Annotated in this window: 15 protein-coding genes and 1 other RNA gene; 9 read left to right on the top strand and 7 right to left on the bottom strand. The window is 30.6% G+C overall.

Annotated elements, in window-relative coordinates:
* The first annotated feature begins 67 nt into the window (after window positions 1–67).
* From FH779_RS02085 to FH779_RS02065, 5 genes are all read left to right on the top strand, one after another.
* On the top strand, window positions 68–1381 hold the full coding sequence (locus FH779_RS02085; RefSeq protein ID WP_180905894.1) for a T9SS type A sorting domain-containing protein: 1314 nt from the start codon (window positions 68–70) through the stop codon (window positions 1379–1381).
* 182 nt (window positions 1382–1563) lie between these two features.
* Window positions 1564–1662, top strand: an RNA gene (ffs, locus tag FH779_RS02080) — signal recognition particle sRNA small type.
* Between the two features lie 81 nt (window positions 1663–1743).
* A complete protein-coding gene (locus tag FH779_RS02075) occupies window positions 1744–3396 on the top strand; it encodes a CTP synthase (protein WP_180905893.1) in 1653 nt (550 codons plus the stop codon).
* Window positions 3374–5218: a membrane protein insertase YidC gene (gene yidC, locus FH779_RS02070; RefSeq protein ID WP_180905892.1), complete on the top strand. Its 1845-nt coding sequence runs from the start codon at window positions 3374–3376 to the stop codon at window positions 5216–5218. Before FH779_RS02075 ends, yidC begins: the two co-directional genes overlap by 23 nt.
* A 214-nt stretch (window positions 5219–5432) precedes the next feature.
* The gene (locus tag FH779_RS02065; protein WP_180905891.1) at window positions 5433–5999 is read left to right on the top strand and encodes an acetate uptake transporter; all 567 of its coding nucleotides are present in this window, start codon (window positions 5433–5435) and stop codon (window positions 5997–5999) included.
* A gap of 66 nt (window positions 6000–6065) precedes the next feature.
* Here FH779_RS02065 and FH779_RS02060 read toward each other — a convergent pair whose 3' ends face one another.
* On the bottom strand, window positions 6066–6380 hold the full coding sequence (locus tag FH779_RS02060; RefSeq protein WP_180905890.1) for a GlsB/YeaQ/YmgE family stress response membrane protein: 315 nt from the start codon (window positions 6378–6380) through the stop codon (window positions 6066–6068).
* 119 nt (window positions 6381–6499) lie between these two features.
* On the opposite strand from FH779_RS02060, the gene glmM reads away from it, so the two are divergent.
* The 4 genes from glmM to FH779_RS02040 all read left to right on the top strand — a co-directional run bounded on the left by glmM (window position 6500) and on the right by FH779_RS02040 (window position 11745).
* Window positions 6500–7882, top strand: a complete 1383-nt coding sequence (gene glmM / locus FH779_RS02055) for a phosphoglucosamine mutase (protein WP_180905889.1) — start codon at window positions 6500–6502, stop codon at window positions 7880–7882.
* A 92-nt stretch (window positions 7883–7974) separates the two neighbouring features.
* Window positions 7975–9354, top strand: coding sequence for a tetratricopeptide repeat protein (locus FH779_RS02050; RefSeq protein WP_180905888.1), 1380 nt, complete (start codon window positions 7975–7977; stop codon window positions 9352–9354).
* A 105-nt stretch (window positions 9355–9459) separates the two neighbouring features.
* Window positions 9460–10053, top strand: coding sequence for an acyl carrier protein phosphodiesterase (locus FH779_RS02045; RefSeq protein WP_180905887.1), 594 nt, complete (start codon window positions 9460–9462; stop codon window positions 10051–10053).
* Window positions 10054–10116: 63 nt separating this feature from the next.
* Window positions 10117–11745 carry an acyl-CoA carboxylase subunit beta gene (locus FH779_RS02040; protein WP_180905886.1) on the top strand — a complete coding sequence of 543 codons (1629 nt, stop codon included), beginning with the start codon at window positions 10117–10119 and terminating at the stop codon, window positions 11743–11745.
* A 53-nt stretch (window positions 11746–11798) separates the two neighbouring features.
* On the opposite strand, the gene FH779_RS02035 is transcribed toward FH779_RS02040, so the two are convergent.
* The 6 genes from FH779_RS02035 to FH779_RS02010 are packed head-to-tail and all read right to left on the bottom strand — an operon-like array spanning window position 11799 to window position 18599.
* Complete coding sequence (locus FH779_RS02035) at window positions 11799–12374, bottom strand: sugar transferase (RefSeq protein ID WP_180905885.1); 576 nt, start codon at window positions 12372–12374, stop codon at window positions 11799–11801.
* A 5-nt stretch (window positions 12375–12379) separates the two neighbouring features.
* Window positions 12380–14863, bottom strand: coding sequence for a polysaccharide biosynthesis tyrosine autokinase (locus FH779_RS02030; RefSeq protein ID WP_180905884.1), 2484 nt, complete (start codon window positions 14861–14863; stop codon window positions 12380–12382).
* A gap of 2 nt (window positions 14864–14865) precedes the next feature.
* Window positions 14866–15651, bottom strand: coding sequence for a polysaccharide biosynthesis/export family protein (locus FH779_RS02025; protein ID WP_244958005.1), 786 nt, complete (start codon window positions 15649–15651; stop codon window positions 14866–14868).
* Between the two features lie 2 nt (window positions 15652–15653).
* A complete protein-coding gene (locus FH779_RS02020; RefSeq protein ID WP_180905883.1) occupies window positions 15654–16757 on the bottom strand; it encodes a glycosyltransferase family 4 protein in 1104 nt (367 codons plus the stop codon).
* Window positions 16744–17490, bottom strand: coding sequence for a glycosyltransferase family 2 protein (locus FH779_RS02015; RefSeq protein WP_244958004.1), 747 nt, complete (start codon window positions 17488–17490; stop codon window positions 16744–16746). The genes FH779_RS02020 and FH779_RS02015 overlap by 14 nt, the downstream gene beginning before the upstream one ends.
* Window positions 17481–18599, bottom strand: a complete 1119-nt coding sequence (locus FH779_RS02010) for an EpsG family protein (RefSeq protein ID WP_180905881.1) — start codon at window positions 18597–18599, stop codon at window positions 17481–17483. The genes FH779_RS02015 and FH779_RS02010 overlap by 10 nt, the downstream gene beginning before the upstream one ends.
* Window positions 18600–18601: the final 2 nt, after the last annotated feature.

Here is an 18601-nt window from a genome sequence, read left to right as displayed (position 1 = left end):
CAAATAGTAAACAGAAGTGATTTCTGAAAATGAATATTAATTTTGAATTCAAGAAATTAATATTTATATGAAAAAACATTACTTTTTATCCCTATTTGTTACTTTATGTAGTTTACAAATAAATGCACAAACAGAAGCTTATTTTTCTCAAGCTTTAGGTACATCAATTAGGAGTATTAATAACAACGGATTAGGTTTATCTGCTGTAAAATATTTCGATTACAACACCAAAGTTTACACCATTGCTGAAACAGCTTTAGGAATAAGTCAATTAAATACAATAAATGACAATGGTGATATTACTGGAGAAATGAAAATTTCTGGAACAAGTAATAAAGTACCTGCTTTTAAAACAAAAACTAATGATTGGAAACAAATTGGCGTTTTTCAAGATTTTGTTTTCGGCAAAAGTACCTTTACTGTTTTTGATTATTCCGAAAATGGAAAGTATATCGTTGGCCAAATGTCAAAAAGAATTAATGATAAAGATATATATGGATCTTTTATCTATTATACAGAAACAGGCGAACTAAGACCTATATTTAATGAAAAATATTTAGCATTAGCTGTTTACACTATTAATGACGAAGGGTTAATGGCTGGATGGGTTGATGATGAAGGAAATAATGGAGGAACAAGACGAATTCCTTGTTTAATCGATCAAGATTTAAAGATTACATACATAGATGAAACTCTTCCAAAATCCGCAGTTTCAGATATCATGAAAATTAATGTAAATGGGCTAATGGCAGGAGAATGGGAAGGACTTCCTATGGTCTATAATCATAAAACAGGTGAAAGAAAATCTATAAAAATCTATGATGGTTTTTATGCAGGAGCTTTTGAAGATATTTCTGATAATGGAATTGCTGTAGGATATATGACCACTATAAATAGTGCTAATCAACTAGTTAGAGAGGCTGTAATTTGGCACGAATCTTTTGGCGATCAAGTACAACTTTTAAGCGATTATGTTAAAAAAGCTGGTTTCTCTATTGATACTTATGATGGTATGATGGGAACAGCTTTAACAATCTCTAATAACGGAAAATATATTGGTGGTTATGATAATTCTGCTTTTAACTTTGGAAGAGGATGGGTTGTCAAGCTAGATGAAAAACTATTAAACACAGACGAAAATATCAAATCTACAAACAATATAAATGTATATCCTACTTTAGTTTCATCAACTCTTAACATTTCATCTGATTATATTATCAATCAATATACAATTACAACTATTGACGGGAAAGTAGTTAAAAAATCAAATCTCAATAATATAAAAGAAAAGATTGAAGTATCATCATTATCAAAAGGAATTTACATTATTACAATCAATTCAAATCATACTACCAAATCTGTAAAATTTATTAAACAATAATAAAGTAAATTCATTTTATCAATTACTTTTATTAAAGTAAATTAATTTTTTTCAATGTGGGTGGAACTTTTATAGTTCCACTTTTTTGTTGTAAATCAATTCATTATTTACATTTTTGATAAAATTATTTATTTTTTTCCCTAAACCCTTTTATTTTTACAAAACTTTCTTACCTTTGCATCAGGCAAGTCCTACACAACCAGCTCCTGTTGAATCCTCCAGGACGGGAACGTAGCAAAGGTATACGGTCGTAGCGGTGTGATGTAGATCGCTTGCCTATTTTTATTTCTCTAAATTTCACTCCCACTTTTTTTTACCCCATTATTTATTCGTAAATTTGCAACCATTGATTTAAAGATTCAATGGAAACAAACAAAGCACCAAAGTACATTTTCGTTACCGGAGGAGTAACATCGTCGTTAGGAAAAGGAATCGTAGCATCATCATTAGGAATGCTACTAGAAGCAAGAGGATATAGAGTAACAATTCAGAAATTGGATCCCTATATAAATGTAGACCCAGGAACACTTAATCCTTACGAACATGGAGAATGTTACGTTACGGAAGACGGTGCAGAGACCGATTTAGATTTAGGACATTATGAGCGTTTCTTGAACCGCGCAACATCTCGTGCTAACTCAGTTACTACAGGTCGTATTTATCAAACAGTTATAGAAAAAGAACGTCGTGGAGATTATTTAGGAAAAACAGTTCAGGTTGTTCCTCATATCACAAACGAAATCAAACGTCGTATCAAATTATTAGGTAATACAGGTGATTATGATATCATCATTACTGAAATTGGAGGTACGGTTGGAGATATTGAGTCTTTACCTTATATCGAATCTATCCGTCAGTTAACTTGGGAATTAGGAGAACATAATTCTTCTGTTATTCACTTAACATTAGTCCCTTATTTAGCTGCTGCGGGTGAATTAAAAACAAAACCTACTCAACATTCTGTTCGTACATTAATGGAAAATGGTATTCATGCCAATGTTTTAGTTACACGTACAGAGCGTCATTTACCAAAAGATGTAAAAGCTAAATTGGCTTTATTCTGTAATGTTCGCAAAGAAAATGTAATCGAAAGTATGGATGCAGACACAATTTATGAGGTTCCATTCTTATTACATGAACAAAATTTTGACGAAGTTGTTTTAAAAGGCTTAGATTTGCCAACTGATCAAGAACCAGATTTTACAGTTTGGAACAAATTCTTATCAAATCATAAAAATCCTAAAAACGAAATCGAGATTGCTTTAGTTGGTAAATACGTTTCGTTACACGATTCTTATAAATCAATTACAGAAGCATTTACACATGCTGCTGCAACTTGCGAAACGAATGTAAAAGTTCGTTGGGTATATTCTGGCGATATTACAGAAGACAATGTTGGAGAGCAATTGAAAGGAGTTTCGGGAATTTTGATCGCGCCAGGTTTTGGAGATCGTGGTATTTTAGGTAAAATAATTGCTACAAATTATGCACGAAGAAATAATATTCCAACATTAGGAATTTGTTTAGGAATGCAAATTATGGCAATCGAATTTGCGCGTAATGTTTTAGGTTACGAGAAAGCAGATTCAGCAGAAATGGATTTAACAACGCCTTATCCTGTTATCAGTTTGATGGAAGATCAAAAAGATGTTTCGGACAAAGGAGGAACAATGCGTTTAGGAAATTGGAAATGTGAATTAACTCCAAATTCAAAAATTGAGAAAATTTACAACACAACCGAAATCTTAGAACGTCATCGTCATAGATATGAATTCAATAATGATTTTTATGATGAATTTGTTGAAAACAATTTTATTCCAGTTGGTAAAAATCCTGAAACAGAATTAGTAGAAATTTTAGAACATAATCAACACCCATATTATATAGGTGTACAATTCCATCCGGAATATAAAAGTACAGTTGCTTCGCCACATCCTTTATTTATAAGTTTTATCGAAGCTTCTTTATTGAATAAACAAAATGATTTATTAAATGCAACAAGAGAAAAAATTTGATTTTAACCAAACGATTGGTTTTATTTTAATTGCAATTCTTTTTGGCGTATTCTATTTTCTAAACAAACCTTCGGAAGCGGAGGTCGAAGCACAGAAAAAAGAATTAGTTCAAAAGCAAGAGCAAGCGAAAAAACAGGAACAATTAAATAAAACAGCTACAACACAAGCTTTTCAAACTGTAGACCCTACATTAGCAAAAGATGTTGAAGTTAGTAATGATAAATTAAAAGTTACTTTTTCGCCAAAAGGAGCTCAAATTTCTGACGTACAAATCGTTGGATATACAGCTTACAATGACAAAAAAGATGGACACAAAGATCCTTTACATTTGATAAAAGATGGATCAAGTAAGTTCAACTTATCATTCAAAACAAAACAAGGAGCTGTTCTTAATGTTTCGGATTTAGTATTTGTGCCTCAAGTACAGAAAAATGCGAACAATACAATTGTGACGTTTACAGCGAATGCTCAAAATAGTCAAATTCAATACATCTATACATTAGGAGATTCTTATGGTATCGATTTCGAAGTTAAAACGCAAGGTTTATCTAACATCACTTCTGAAAAAAATGTAGATTTAGCGTGGACAATGGATGGTTTCAGTACTGAGAAAGGGAAAGATCAAGAAAAATATTGGTCACACACTTATTTTCAGTTCAAAGGAAACAAAGACATCGAATACGAATTATTTGGTTCTGACGAATGGGAAGAAGAGGAAGCTATTTCTTGGGTAGCCAACAAACAACAATTCTTCGCAACAGTTTTATCAAATGATGAAGGGTTTAAAACAACAAAAGGTGGTTCTAAAAACTCTGATAAAGAAGATTTAACTTATAGTAAACACTATCACTTAAACTCTAAATTAGAGTTGAAAAATAGTGAAATCAATTCTAAATTCACATGGGATTTTATTCCATTGGATTATAAAATGTTGAAAGATTACAACGACAAAGGATTCCAAAACTTAATTGACTTTGGTTGGGGATTATTTGGTTGGTTGAATAAATATTTCTTCTTGAACGTTTTCAAATGGTTAGCTTCTGTAGGAATCACTTACGGATGGGTAATCTTCTTGATGACAATCGTTGTAAAATTGATTTTATCTCCTATTATGTACAAACAATACCGTCAATCTGCATTGATGAAAGTTGTTCGTCCAGAGTTGAATGAAATCAACGAAAAATACAAGGATCCGAAAGATGCGATGAAGAAGCAACAAGAAACAATGGCAATTTATCGTAATGCAGGAATCAATCCATTAGCAGGATGTTTACCAGCATTATTACAAATTCCTATTTTCTATGCGTTATTCCGTTTCTTCCCGAACTTAATCGACTTGAGAGGTGTTCCTTTCTGGTTCGTAGACGATTTAACAGCATTCGATGATTTAATCAAATTACCAGAATGGGTTCCATTCCTTAATGGTCACTTAAGTGTATTCGCTTTATTATACATTGTTGCAATGATGATTTATTTTAAAGTTTCTGGATCTATGGATAATTTCCAAATGCCACAACAAGAAGGAATGCCAAACATGCAATTCATGAAATACATGATGTATGTAATGCCAGTTTTCTTCTTTGTATTCCTTAACAATTATGCTTCTGGTCTATCTTGGTATTATTTAGTATCCAATGCGATTAATATTTTCATCGTGTTATATATTAAGAAATATATGATTCACGAAGCGAAGATTCATCAAATCATCGAAACAAATAAAACAAAACCTAAAAAGACAGGTAAGTTTGCTTCGAAAATGCAAGAAATGATGCAACAAGCACAAGAAATGCAAGAGCAACAAAAAAAGAACAAAAAGAAATAATCACATTATATTTCAAATTCAAAAATCCGTTAATGATAATTAACGGATTTTTTATTCATTTAAGACAATAAAAAATTTAAGTATTCAATTTATTACATACCAATATTTTATTCACTTAAAAATACTTTTATAGTGTACGTTATACACTTTTTATGAATAAATTCTTTTTTATTTATTATTTTCAGATTATTATTGTCTCAAAATAATAAATAACATGAACAATATTTACTCAATTAAAGATCAAACAGCAAATCCTGGACCTTTAGGATTATTTGGTTTTGCAATGACAACTGTTTTATTAAACATACACAATGCAGGTTTTTTCCCTGTTAATAGTATGATTATGGGAATGGGTGTTTTCTTTGGAGGTGGAGCACAATTTGTAGCTGGCGTTATGGAATGGAAAAAAGGAAACAACTTTGGTAGTATTGCATTCATGTCTTATGGCGCTTTTTGGTTAACACTTGTATTTACATGGTTAGCACCGATGTTTGGTGTAGAAAAACCAGACGGAAATGCGATGGGATGTTATTTAGGAATGTGGGGAATATTTACATTAATCAACTTTTTACAAACCTTAAAAGGCAATTTAGTAGGAAAATTATTATTTGGTTCATTAACCTTATTATTCTTTTTATTGTCAGCAGGTAACTTTACAGGTAGTCAAAGCATTTTACATTTTGCTGGTTGGACAGGAATCATCTGCGGATTTATTGCTTTTTACGAAGCTTCTGCAATTATGATTAATCAGAAATACGAAAAAAACATTCTTCCTTTATAAATAGTATGAATAAAAAAAATCCTTTATCAGAGACTGATAAAGGATTTTTTTTATAATTGTAATGAATTATTTATTAAACATTGGAGCTAATAATTTTTTCCAGATAAATAATAAAATTAATGATCCTAAGATTGAAAAAATCCAATCCAATGGACTGAAAAAACTTACTTCTCCATCATGAGAAATTCCTAAAATTGTACGCATATAAGCTCCTAAATACGCACCAACAATACCTATAAGTGCAGTTACCCAAAATCCTCCCGGATCTTTACCTGGCATTATTGCTTTAGCAATTCCAGCACAAATTAAACCGAACACTAAGTATACCAAAAAGCTCCAAACTCCGGTAATACCTAACATAATAAATGAAGTTGTCATCATAATTAATACTATTTTTTATGGTTTTAAAAATTGTTAAGTAAATCTTAACTAAAATCGTTCCAAAAAGATAAGAAAAGTTTTTGTAATTTGTAAATTTGTAACACTATAAAATAAAATTTATGTCTCTAATCAAATCTATTTCAGGTTTTCGTGGAACAATCGGAGGAAAACCGGGAGATAATTTAACTCCTATAGACGCTGTTAAATTCGCAGCTGCTTATGGAACTTGGCTTAAGAATCAATCAAATCAATCAGAATATAAAGTAATTGTAGGGCGTGATGCTCGAATTTCTGGACAAATGGTTTCTCAATTAGTTTGTTCAACTTTACAAGGATTAGGAATTAATGTTGTCGATTTAGGTTTATCTACAACGCCAACTGTAGAAGTTATGGTGACACATTTACATGCAGATGGAGGAATTATTTTAACTGCTTCTCACAATCCAAAAGAATGGAATGCGTTGAAATTATTGAATGCAAAAGGAGAATTTGTTTCTGCTGCAGACGGTGCACAAATTTTAGCTTTCGCAGATAAAGATGATTATACTTTTGCAGAAGTTGATGATTTAGGTTCTTATGAAACTTTTGATGATGCAATTGATTTACATATCGAGAAAATTTTGGCTTTGCCATTAGTGAATGCAAAAGCGATTCAAGAGAAAAATTTCAAAGTTGCGATTGATGCGGTAAATTCAACTGGAGGAATTGCAATTCCTAAGTTGTTACAACGTTTAGGTGTGATTCATTACGATATGTATTGTGAGCCAAATGGGCATTTCCCACATAATCCAGAGCCTTTAAAAGAACATTTAGGTGACATCTGTAAAAAAGTAATCGACGAACAAGCTGATTTCGGAATTGTGGTTGATCCAGATGTTGACCGTTTAGCAATTATCGACGAAAAAGGTGAAATGTTTGGAGAAGAATACACATTAGTTGCAGTCGCAGATTATGTATTATCAAAAACACCTTCAGCAACAGTTTCTAACTTATCATCTTCTCGTGCCTTACGTGATATTTCTGAAAAATATGGTCAAAAATATTCACCATCAGCAGTTGGAGAAGTGAATGTTGTAGTTGAAATGAAAAACGTTGACGCTAAAATTGGTGGAGAAGGAAACGGTGGAATTATTTATCCTGAATTGCACTACGGGCGCGATTCTTTAGTAGGAATTGCTTTATTCTTGACATATTTAGCCGAACAAGATAAATCAGTTTCTGAAATTAGAGCTTCTTATCCAGCATATTTTATGGCGAAAAAGAAAATTGAATTAACACCAGAAATCAATGTTGACGAATTGTTAGTGAAAATTCAAGAAGTTTACAAAAACGAAGAAATCAATACGGTTGATGGAGTTAAAATTGATTTCCCTACAGAATGGGTTCATTTAAGAAAGTCAAACACAGAGCCAATTATTCGTATTTATACTGAAAGTACTTCAGAAGAAAATGCAAATAAATTAGCTGATAAAATGATCGAAAGCATCAAAAATATTATCTAAAACAATCTATTTTAATTGTTTAACAAATGTGCAAAACTCTAACAATTCGTTATGATTTTTGCACATTTTATTTTGTAAATTAGTCTATCACTATGGACGAAGATTTTTTTAATAACGAGCTAATTGAAGGTTTTGAGCAAATGCTTGATAATCGTGAATATAAGTATTACGATTCGGAGGATTTGGTCGAAATTCTTGAATTCTATATTGAAGTAAATGATAGCGAATACACAAAACGTGCGCTAGATTTTGCAGAAAAAATGCACCCCGAGAATATAGATATCAAAATCAAAAGAATTGAATATTTTCTTACAATTGAGGATTTAAAAAAAGCTGCAAAACTCATCAAATATTTAAAAGATTTAGCTGCAAACGAATTAGATTACCTTCTTGTACAAGCGCGATTTTGGGGAATGAAAAATATGCCCCGAAAAGCGATAAGTTTTTATGAAGAAGCTTTGCAAATAGACGACGAAGAAACTGATTTTATTTGTAATTGTATCGGAAATGAATATTTGAATTTAGATGAAGTTCATTCTGCGTTGATTGCTTTCAGAAAAGCATTGAAATTCAATCCAGAAAATGATTATACTTTCTACTCTATTATTCAATGCTACGAAGAAATTCATAATCCTGATGAATGCATCGAATTTTTAAAAGATTTTATTGACGACAATCCATATTCGGAAGTTTCTTGGTTGCAACTTGGTTTGTTGTACAATCACAAAAAAATGTATGACGAAGCTATAAATGCGTTGGATTACGTACTCGCGATTAATCCTAACTCTATTGTTGGTCATGCTAACAAAGCAGTTTCATTGGAAGAATTAGGAGAATACAATAAAGCAATAGAAACACTAGAGGAAACATTAGAATTTGATGATTCGCCCGCTGTTACGCATATGAAAATTGGTGAATTGTACGAAAAGTTAGAAAAACCACAAAAAGCATTGAAAGCTTATCATATTGCGATAAAAGAAGATCCACAATTGGATAAAGTTTGGGCAAAAGCAGCTTCGCTTTACAACAAATTAGAAAATATTGAAGAAGCCGAATATTACATTCAGCGTGCAATAGAATTGAATGGCGATAGTTACGAATATTATACAGATTCAACTTACTATTTTCTGAAACAAATGAAGTTTGAGGAAGCTATAAAAAACCTTTCAAAACTTGTTGAAATGAAACCTTTAGTATTCAATACTTGGTTTGCTTACGCCGAAACTTTGATTGCCGTTGGAGAATACGAACAAGCGATCGCAGTCTTATTAACAGGGGCTTTGAAGAATTTTAATCGTGCCGAATTTTTCTATCAATTAAGCAATGTTTATTATATCACCGATCAAGATCAATTAGGAAATGAAGCATTAGGAAATGCATTAAGTTTGGATCGAAATTTAAAAGATTCAATGATTGAATATTATCCGATTTTAGAAGAAAAAATCAATCAAATTTCTGGAAACAACGAATAAAAATATAATTCTTGAGCCTTCTTTTTTAGATGGCTTTTTTTCTTCACAGTAAAATAACACAGGTTTGTACAAAAAAACTTAACTTTATGAAACTAAACAAGCCTTATGAACTTTGTCGCACATCAATATTTATCTTTCGGAAATCAATCGCTTCAGATTGGGAATTTGCTTGGAGAAACTGTTAAAGGAAAACAATATTTAGATTTTCCAGAAGAAATTCAGAAAGGGATTTTATTGCATCGTTCGATTGATACATATACAGATTCTCACGAAACGGTGAAGAAAAGCTCAAGTTATTTTCACGAAACACAACACAAATTTGCACCAATTATTATTGATGTGATTTATGATTATTTTTTGATAAAATATTGGAATAATTATTCTGAAACCCCTTTCGAAAAATTTAAAACAGATTGTTATCAATTATTTAAGGATGAATACAATTCGTTTCCAAAAAAACTACAAGAAACCATTTTTTATTTATTGAAATATGATTGGTTCGAAAATTATTCGACCTTAGAAGGCGTTCAAAAAACATTAAAAGGAATCGGAAGTCGAGCAAAATTTGAGAATAATTTGCATCAAATCATTCCAGAATTTGAAAAAAATTATGCCAATCTAGAAATTGATTTTCTGTCATTTTTTCCTCAAATCCAAACGCATTGCAAGAACTTTGTATTCGTTGATTCTCAAGTCTAAATTTCATTTTAAGAATTCGATAAAATTCATTAGTTTAGGGCTGTAAACAAACAGAAAACCACAATGGATTTAACTTTTAATAAAAGAGAGGATCATAACAAATTATTACTTTCTAAACTACGTCAAAAACTGAAACAAGTTTACCTTGGCGGAGGTCAAAAAAGAATTGATGCGTTGCATAGCAAAGGAAAAATGTCTGCAAGGGAACGTATTGATTATCTTTTGGACGAAAAAAAACCGAATATTGAGATTGGAGCTTTAACAGGCGATGAAATGTACAAAGAACACGGCGGATGTCCTTCGGGAGGTGTTGTTGTGAAAATTGGTTACATTTCTGGCAAACAATGTATTGTTGTTGCGAATGACGCGACAGTAAAAGCTGGTGCTTGGTTTCCAATTACAGGTAAAAAGAATTTGCGTGCGCAAGAAATTGCGATGGAAAATAAATTGCCAATTATTTATTTGGTGGACAGCGCAGGTGTTTATTTACCAATGCAAGATGAGATTTTTCCTGATAAAGAAATGTTTGGTCGAATTTTCCGCAATAATGCAATCATGTCATCAATGGGAATTACTCAAATTTCTGCTGTGATGGGAAGTTGTGTTGCTGGTGGAGCATATTTACCAATTATGAGCGACGAAGCAATGATTGTAGACAAAACAGGTTCTATTTTCTTGGCAGGAAGTTATTTGGTAAAAGCGGCAATTGGAGAAGATATTGACAACGAAACTTTAGGTGGAGCAACAACACATTGCGAAATCTCTGGCGTGACTGATTATAAAGCAAAAGATGATAAAGATGCTTTGGATAGAATAAAGTCTATCGTTGGTAAAATTGGTGATTATGAAAAAGCTGGATTTAATAGAATTGAGGCAGCAAAACCTGCTTTAGATGAGAATGAAATCTATGGTATTTTACCTGAATCTCGCGCTGAGCAGTACGATATGTATGAGATTATTAACAGAATTGTTGATAACTCAGAATTGGACGAATATAAACCTGATTATGGAAAATCAATCATCTGTACGTATGCGCGAATTGATGGTTGGGCAGTTGGAATTGTGGCTAATCAACGTAAAATTGTGAAGTCTAAAAAAGATGGGATGCAGTTTGGTGGTGTGATTTATTCAGATTCTGCAGATAAAGCAACTCGTTTTATCGCGAATTGTAACCAAAAGAAGATTCCATTGGTTTTCTTACAAGATGTGACTGGTTTTATGGTTGGATCTAAATCAGAACATGGTGGAATTATCAAAGATGGAGCAAAAATGGTGAATGCAGTTTCTAATTCTGTTGTTCCAAAATTCACGATCATAGTTGGTAATTCTTATGGTGCAGGAAACTATGCTATGTGCGGAAAAGCATATGACCCTAGATTAATTGCGGCTTGGCCTTCGGCTCAATTGGCAGTTATGGGAGGCGAGCAAGCGGCGAAAGTTTTGTTACAAATAAAAGAAGCGACATTGAAAGCGCAAGGTGTAGAAGTTGATGAAGTGAAAAAGCAAGAACTTTTGAACGATATTACAGCAAAATACAATGATGAAACAAGTCCTTATTATGCTGCGGCACGTTTGTGGACAGATGGAATTATTGATCCTTTAGATACGCGTAAATGGATTTCGATGGGAATTGAAGCTGCAAATCATGCTCCTATTGAGAAACAATTTAATTTAGGTGTTATTCAAGTTTAGAAAAACGAAAATATTTTTAAAAATAGAAGAGAATCCAATTTAGGATTCTCTTTTTATTTTTTGAATATTGTTTGAAACATGTAAATCAAATCTTGTCGAAAACTCCAATTCTTTACATATTCTACATTAATTTTGACTTTATCTGGCCAAAGAATTTCATCATTATATTGGATTGGATCTTCTACATTAGACAAAACTTCATCCTCATTTCTATATTTTAATTGAGCTGGACCAGTTATTCCTGGTTTAACTTTCAACATCAATCTATCTTCTCCAATCAATTTATCCGCATAACCAGCGACATCAGGTCGAGGACCAACAAAACTCATTTCTCCTTTTAGAATATTGAATAATTGAGGTAATTCATCTAATTTATAATCTCTAAGAATCTTTCCAATTTTGGTAATTTGATGTTGATTGGTTGTTATTGTCGATTTAGAAATTCCTTTAATCGTTCTAATTTTATAAATCTTGAAAAACCTTCCATTCTTCCCTACTCTTTTCTGTGTAAAAACGCCAAATTGATTGGTATCTATAGAACTTATGATAATTAACAAAACAATTAATCCCACTAAAAATATTAGTAGGATTAATGCAAGTATATAATCAAATATGTTCTTTAAGATCATTTCAATTAAAAGAATTTACCTTTAATTCGAGAAGCTAAACGTTTTATTTTTCCAAACGATGAATTATCAAAATTCTCATCTCCAGAAAAATAACCGTAGCCATAACCATAACCGTAGCCATAGCCGTAGCCATAGCCGTAGCCATAACCATAACCGTAGCCAGTTTTAATTTGGAAATCGTTGAATATAATTCCGACATTCGAAACTTCACCTTCATCATATTTATTAGAAATCGCATTGATAAAGTTTTTCTCCGAATAATTGTAGCGAGTTACATACAATGTACAATCTGCATAACGCATCAAATCGTACGAATCTGTTACCAAACCAATCGGTGGTGAATCTATAATTACAAATTCATATTTCTCTTTCAATTCAGCAAATAATTGATCCATTCGTTTACTTAAAATCAATTCTGAAGGATTTGGAGGAATTGGACCTGCTGTAATAATATCTAAATTTGGTAAAATTGTACGTTGCGTAATTTGATTTAATTCTAAATCACCCGCAACATAGTCTGTAACACCTGTTTTATTATTGATGTTAAAATCATCAAATATTTTTGGTTTACGTAAATCTAATCCAATCAGAACCGTTTTCTTATCCATAGAACCGATTGAACTCGCAATATTCATCGCGTTGAAAGTCTTTCCTTCACCTCCAATAAATGAAGTTACTAAAATCGTTTTATTATGTTCTTCAAGTCCTGGATTCTTATATAAATATTTTAGATTAGAACGAATTGATCTAAACGATTCTGAAATTCCTGATTTTGGATTATTGATTACAACTAAAGGCGAATTATCTCCTAATGGACCAACTAAACCAATAATTGGAATATTCGTACGACTTGTAATATCTTTTAATACACGAACTTTGAAATCTAATAATTCTTTAATCACTACATAAATCAAAGGAATCAATAAACCAATTCCCAAAGCTATTAAATAATTACGCTGCGGATTTGGATAAATAGAACCTTGACCTTGATTTTTAGCTGGATCAATAATTGTGATATCAGATACGATAGATGCTAAAGATAAATCAGTTGTATTTAATTGATTAATTAAAGTTGAATACAATGTACTATTCAATTCAAATCCACGATTCGCTTCAACAAATTCAATTTCTTCATAAGGTAAATCTTTCGCTTTGAATTCAGATTCCGTTAACTTAGCGTTAATCATAGATAGATCTGTATTCAGCTTTTGTAAATGTGCATTAACTACATTCGAAATATTATTTCTTGTTTTAGCTAATCGACGATCAATTTCTCTAATCTCATCAGTATTTGCTTTATAAACTTTTAGCATTTGCTCGCGCTGATTTTCAAGACCTTCTAATTGATCTACATTCGTCATGTAATAAGACACATCAAGACCAGCAATATTAAGAGCGATTAAATTATCAACACTACTCGATTTTTTAGGCATTAAACGATGTAATGCATTGATTTTCTCTTCTACAGTTACGCGTTCTTTATCTAATTCTGTAAGTTTACTTAAAAGCTCGCCTTTCTTTGTGTCGAAATTATAAACTCCAGTTTTCTTCTGTAACTCTTGTAAATTGTTTGTTGCGCTATCTAGCTTAAGCTTTACAGCTGCAATTCGTTCTTGTAAATATTTACGTGTTTGGTAGGCTGATAAATTTCTTTCTGCTAATTCATTTTCTATTAAAACTTGAATTGAATTATTTAAAATATCAACTGCTTCATTCAAACTTTCAGCATTTTTTGAAACAGCTATTATACTTGAAATTTTAGATGGATTTGTAACACTAAAATTCTGTACAGCTCTTCCTGTTGCATCTTTGATTGTGACTAATTTAAATGATATTGAGCTTTCAGAAAATGGTACATTTGAACGAGTCAACATGATTTTATAGTTTTTACCTACCATCCATTGATTATAATAACCAATCTTAGGTAAATTCAACTCGTCAGACTTTATAATACTATCTTTAGTAAACTGATATAAAGAACCATTTTTGTTCTCAACTTCAAAATAAAAAGAGTTATGATCTTTAGGTTTTACTTTTACATCAACATATGCAACTTGTTGATGTAATGTATCAATATGAACATGAAAAGGAGCATCTAATTTATATATATTAGATTTTTTTAAACGTCCTTCTTCTGTATAGAATATATAAGATTCTGCTCTTTTTACAACTTTCTCATTATGAATACGAGAAGTTAATGTATACGTTAACCCATCAATTTTATTTGCATTTCCTCCCCAAATAAAGTTAATAGAATTAGAGGCTAATGAATTATTAGCAGAACTATTATCTTTAATTTTAAATGTTGTATTTGCTGTATAAATTTTGTTCAGCTTCCAATTATTAAGATAATATGCTACCGCCAACGCAATTAGCATCGAAATTATATATAATGGCCAAGCATTCAATAATCTTGGTATAAGCCTTTCTACATCAATAAAGTCAGATTGTTTTTTCTTAACTTTTTGATTAATTGTTGTATCTGCCATTATTATATTTTATCAAAGAATAAATAAACTCCTAAAATTGTTGCAATTGCTCCCATTACAGTAGTAACAACAGTAAGAGGATTTAGTCCTACACCCCATACTTTTTCTTTACGAGGATTAACAACAATAATATCATTATTCTGAATCCAATAATACTCAGAATTCATAATAGATTCTTTTGTTAAATCGACATATACCTGCTTTGTCCCATCTAAATCTGTTCTAATAATTCGTACATTTTTTAAATCAGCATAGATATTATTCGTTCCTGATTGGGCAAAAGCATCTAGTAACGTTATATTCTTTTTAGGCGCTCTAAAAACTCCTTGACTTGCTTCTCCTACAATAGTATATTCTATTCCCGCTAAATTAACATCGATAAAAGTTCCCTTTTCATCGTAGATTTTATAGAACTCATCTTGAATTTTCTTTCGAGCTTGTTCAATAGTAAGACCTTCTAATTTTATTTTCCCAATACGAGGTAACTCAATTGCTCCGTCTTGTCTTACATACACTCCATTTCCTCCTTGAGTATTATTACCTGAAGTAATAAAATCACTAAGAATTCCCATAGAAGCTCCTGCAGCAGACGAAATATTAATTAAAATTTGATCATTTTTTTGAATATGATATTCAGGTTTTTCAAAAGAAATCTTACCATTTGCATCTAATTTTAAATTAGGATCTGGCTGAATTAGTTGAACATCTTTTAAAGATATACATGAAAACAAATTCATGATTATCAACAAAATAAAAGTTTTGGTTAAAGTTGATTTTAAGTTAAGCATTTTTATAATGATATTTTTTTATTCTTTTTTAATATTACAGCATATCGTAAAGAGACAACAAAACTAATTGATAAAACAATAAAGATCAAAAATAGTTTATTAATTTCAATATTTCTAAAATAATACCCAATGAATATAAAAAAAATGTTAATAAGTACTAATATTATTGAAGTTTGAATATGAGTTAACCCTAATTTTAAAAACTGGTGATGAAGATGGTTTTTGTCAGCCGAAAAAGGACTTCTTTTTCTAAGAATTCGAATTGTAAAAACAGATAATGTATCTACTATTGGAATTACAAAAATAAAAAGAAGTAAAACAGGACCAGTTTTTAATCCTAAACTTGACGTTTCACTAATGTATAAAAAACGAATTGCCATAAAGGTTAAAATAAATCCTATAACCATAGAACCGGTATCTCCCATGAATATTTTAAACTTTTTAGACAAATTATACCTTCCAAAACCTAGTAAAACAGCTAATGTACTAACAGCTAATATTCCTATCCCGTAATCAAATATTCTGTAGAATATATAAACAAAACACAAACTAATTACTATACCAATTCCTGAAGCTAAACCATCAATTCCGTCAATTAAATTAAACGCATTTATTAGTACTATAAATACAAAAATGGTTAAAATAACTCCAATAAAGTAAGGAATTTCATAGATCTCAAATAACCCTGAAAATGACTTAATCATTATACCAGAACCAAAAATAATTAATATTGTACTTATAATCTGACCATATAATTTTTTATCAGGAGCTACAACTAACAAATCATCCATTAATCCAATAAAAAATAATATTGTAATTGCGGATAAAAAGAAAGAATAGTTAACACCTAATTCGGTTGCAAATATTGAAGTAGACACAACAATTCCAAAAAACAAAGCCACACCTCCTAAAGTTGGTACTTTATTTTCATGAGAACTTCTCTCTCCAGGCACATCCATCAATTGTTTTTTATATGATATTCGTATAATTTTCGGAATGGATATTAATGTAATAAATAAAGCAGAAAAAAATGCTCCAAATATATTGACATATAAGGGAGAGATATTTAATGTATATAAATACTCTAATAATTTAAAATTTTCCATATTTTTTTATTCCATTAATTGCCCAAAAAAAAGTGTAATAAGACGATTTAAAAAAATTCATTTTTAAATAATATCTATAAACATTATATTGTTTTTTTACAATTCGTAATTTATTTCGAGAAACTGAGTTGTTTCTAATTCTATAAATAGCTAAAGATTCATTGATTGCTCTTGCATATTTTATTTTACCTAACAAATCTATCCACATTGCATGATCTTCCCGAAGTTCTACATCTGGAACCGGTATTTTTCCAATTCGTTTTGAATCATATACAGATGTTAACATCGGAATAGGACAATTATATAAAATTCGATTTCGATCTACTTTGTCTACAGCAATAAAATCTGCTAACAATGGTTTTAAATTTTCATCAACCCGTTTATAACTTGAATAAACTAACTCTTCATTATTCTCTATTAAATAATTAATTGTAGTTTCTAAAAAATTAGGAAGCCATAAATCGTCACTATCGAGAAATGTTATAAATCTACCTTGTGCTTTATTTAATGCTAAATTTCTAGCATAGGCAGCACCTTGGTTTTTAGATTGAATAACTAATTTTATTCGTTCATCATTAAATGATTGAATTATTTCGACAGATTTATCTGATGAACAATCATCTACAATAATCCACTCCCAGTTCTTATAATTTTGAGATTTTATTGAATCATATGTTTCTGAAATATACTTTTCTGAATTATAACAAGGCGTTATTATAGATATTAATTCCATTTCCATAGCCCGTAAACCGCTTCTTTATTAAAAACTGTTCTATAATTTGAGAAATTTGATTTATGTGCTTGCTTTATTTGAAACCAAAAAATCAATAATACAGTATAAGACACAAAACTCAAATAAATAAAATTTCTTTTAAATTTATCCCCATCAAATACATATACTAATCTACCAACTGCAAGCCCTAAGAAAACTAAATAAAATCCAGGTAATCTAACACCAAAAATTCCTTTTCCTAAAAAAAAGTATAATAAAACTCCAAAAACAAAAAGATTACGGAAATAACAATATAATTTATCTTCTACAGCATATTTATTATAAATAATAATTGAAAGAATTGAAATAATCTTCACGAAATCACCTACTGCTACACCATTACCTTGATCATATAACTGACTTTGATAACTCTCAAATTTATCTTGACCAATTGGCATAAAATCCATAATGATTTCTATAATTGAATTTAAACCTGTATAAAACCCTATAATTGAAAACACAACTAACCAGCCTATAAATTTTTCATCAAACTTCATTGGGGCAATCCAATAAGCAAGTAAAAAAACAATTATAGATTCATGAAATTGAAATCCAATTGTAATACAAATCAAAAACTTTATTAGGTTACGATCGATTACATAACGTATAGAATAAAGTGCAATTGCATTTGCTAATCCTTGCCTAATATGTACATGCTCTTCGAACATAAAATTCGGCATCGCATAAATAAATAATACTAAAAAAGGAAATCCTCCGTATTTATAGAAAGTTGTTGTCTTTAGAATAAGAGAAGTTGTTGCAACTATTAAAGTAAGCATCCCAAAATCAAAACCATAATCAACAAGTATTTTATTCAGGCCTAAATATCCTTTCTCCATACCTGCCATATAGGCAAAACGACCAAACTCTGACCAATTTACATAAGCCAATGCATTAAAAGTATCAAAATATGCTACCCAATCAGGACTCAATGCATATCCCAATCCAGCAGTTAAACACATTATCACAACAATTAATACATATGATTGTTTACTAACCTTTTTATTAGAAAACTCTAAAAAAGATGCAACAAGTAGAAATGCAAATATGAATAAATAAATAAAACTCACTA

Origin of the sequence: Empedobacter falsenii (assembly GCF_013488205.1) — a bacterium.
GTDB classification, from domain to species: Bacteria; Bacteroidota; Bacteroidia; order Flavobacteriales; family Weeksellaceae; genus Empedobacter; species Empedobacter falsenii_C.
The sequence above is the reverse complement of the archived record's forward strand: the minus strand, read 5'-3'. Positions and strand labels throughout refer to the sequence as shown.

Excerpts from the sequence above, each read along its gene's own strand:
- FH779_RS02060 (WP_180905890.1), bottom strand. The coding sequence starts at position 6,380 with ATGATGACAACTTCATTTATTATGTTAGGTATTACCGGAGTTTGGAGC.
- yidC (WP_180905892.1), top strand. The coding sequence starts at position 3,374 with ATGCAACAAGAGAAAAAATTTGATTTTAACCAAACGATTGGTTTTATT.
- glmM (WP_180905889.1), top strand. The coding sequence starts at position 6,500 with ATGTCTCTAATCAAATCTATTTCAGGTTTTCGTGGAACAATCGGAGGA.
- FH779_RS02020 (WP_180905883.1), bottom strand. The coding sequence starts at position 16,757 with ATGGAAAATTTTAAATTATTAGAGTATTTATATACATTAAATATCTCT.
- FH779_RS02075 (WP_180905893.1), top strand. The coding sequence starts at position 1,744 with ATGGAAACAAACAAAGCACCAAAGTACATTTTCGTTACCGGAGGAGTA.
- FH779_RS02030 (WP_180905884.1), bottom strand. The coding sequence starts at position 14,863 with ATGGCAGATACAACAATTAATCAAAAAGTTAAGAAAAAACAATCTGAC.
- FH779_RS02025 (WP_244958005.1), bottom strand. The coding sequence starts at position 15,651 with ATGCTTAACTTAAAATCAACTTTAACCAAAACTTTTATTTTGTTGATA.
- FH779_RS02045 (WP_180905887.1), top strand. The coding sequence starts at position 9,460 with ATGAACTTTGTCGCACATCAATATTTATCTTTCGGAAATCAATCGCTT.
- FH779_RS02015 (WP_244958004.1), bottom strand. The coding sequence starts at position 17,490 with ATGGAATTAATATCTATAATAACGCCTTGTTATAATTCAGAAAAGTAT.
- FH779_RS02065 (WP_180905891.1), top strand. The coding sequence starts at position 5,433 with ATGAACAATATTTACTCAATTAAAGATCAAACAGCAAATCCTGGACCT.
- FH779_RS02040 (WP_180905886.1), top strand. The coding sequence starts at position 10,117 with ATGGATTTAACTTTTAATAAAAGAGAGGATCATAACAAATTATTACTT.
- FH779_RS02035 (WP_180905885.1), bottom strand. The coding sequence starts at position 12,374 with ATGATCTTAAAGAACATATTTGATTATATACTTGCATTAATCCTACTA.
- FH779_RS02050 (WP_180905888.1), top strand. The coding sequence starts at position 7,975 with ATGGACGAAGATTTTTTTAATAACGAGCTAATTGAAGGTTTTGAGCAA.
- FH779_RS02085 (WP_180905894.1), top strand. The coding sequence starts at position 68 with ATGAAAAAACATTACTTTTTATCCCTATTTGTTACTTTATGTAGTTTA.